Source organism: Arsenophonus endosymbiont of Bemisia tabaci Q2, from assembly GCF_902713415.1.
Taxonomy (GTDB): domain Bacteria; phylum Pseudomonadota; class Gammaproteobacteria; order Enterobacterales; family Enterobacteriaceae; genus Arsenophonus.
On sequence record NZ_CACTIE010000293.1, the window covers coordinates 1 to 1,260 of the forward strand.

Sequence of the window (1,260 nt, forward strand, 5' to 3'; positions counted from 1 at the left end):
CCTAATGGATGGGCACCACTACAATGGGTTGCTGTGGAAGGTTTTAGTTATTATGGTCAAGATGTTCTGGCTAAATCCATTGGGATTAGATTTTTAGCGAATATCCATAAATTATATGATAAAAAACAAAAGTTATTCGAAAAATATATAGTGGACGGTGATGGAATGGCTAATGGCGGCGAGTATGATCTACAGGATGGTTTCGGTTGGACTAACGCAGTTACTTTAATGCTACTTGAAAAATACGCCGATATAAAATAAATTTTTGTTTAGTCAGTAAGTGAAACCGAAATTAGTAGATATCCCTTATTGTCATATTTGGCTATATATTTTGCTTTTTTAGCCGTTTCAAACGTTATAAATTATCCTCAACATCGGCTTGGGTAACTTCTCCGAATATTTGACCATCTTTGTCATAACGACTAGCACCTAATTGGATAAAAGCGCGATAATCAGTGTGATGACCAATACTGCCTAAACACGCTCTCAAACACCTTCTGGCTATCGGTAATGATTTTTCCTTCACCCCCTTGCCAAATATCCTGCTGAATGCTTATTTTCATGGGTATTAATTGATTTTTAGGAAAAAGATTAGGCCAAAAAGCGGTTATCTGGGAAATTGCTTCATGTAACGGTAATCGCTTTTTAGGCGGTGTGGGCAGTTTTGGAATTTTAACCTTCACTTCCTGTTTAAGTTTAAAAACCGGTTTCTTTGGCTGCTGTTTTGCTACCTTTTGGGGTTTCTCTTTTTTTACCTTTTTTCGGCGTAGCGTTCACCCAGATTTTTTACCATAAACTGCGTTACTTTGGAGGCAGCTCTTCGTGTGAAACCTTTCTGGGGCGATTGAGGCTTAGTTTCTGACGTTACGTCATAATTTAATCTTTAAACAGGGGTTCTCATTTCAGTATTATTCAAGCCCGTAAATTTCATCACAGATTGCCTATCCATACCAATTTCTAGAATTTGGCGTGCTATCTTCATCGATCTTCATCGATGCTTTTTTCGCCAGTTTGTTCACCAATTTGAATACCCTTTTGAATACCCATTTCTTCAATTTATTGAGTAATATAGCTAAGCGACTTAATTTTGATGACATGATTTATATGAGCTATTCAATTGATTTTAGACGTAAAGTGATATTTACGATGGAAGAGGAAGGGTTGAGTATCCGAGAAACAGCGAAGCAATTTCGGATTGGCTCTGCATCTGTATCCCATTGGATTAATCAAATAGAGCCAAAAGCATCGACTACGCGTCAG

General features: G+C 37.5%; 3 protein-coding genes. 2 read left to right on the top strand and 1 reads right to left on the bottom strand.

The window, feature by feature from the left end:
* Nucleotides 1-261: trehalase family glycosidase (locus ARSQ2_RS11405; RefSeq protein WP_276529430.1), on the top strand; the 261-nt coding region annotated here is incomplete at its 5' end.
* A 94-nt stretch (nt 262-355) separates the two neighbouring features.
* Here ARSQ2_RS11405 and ARSQ2_RS11410 read toward each other — a convergent pair.
* Nucleotides 356-526, bottom strand: a complete 171-nt coding sequence (locus ARSQ2_RS11410) for a ProQ/FINO family protein (protein ID WP_238334496.1) — start codon at nt 524-526, stop codon at nt 356-358.
* 578 nt (nt 527-1,104) lie between these two features.
* On the opposite strand from ARSQ2_RS11410, the gene ARSQ2_RS15145 reads away from it, so the two are divergent.
* A partial coding sequence (locus ARSQ2_RS15145) for an IS630 transposase-related protein (protein ID WP_420837784.1) occupies nt 1,105-1,260 on the top strand: 156 nt, incomplete at its 3' end.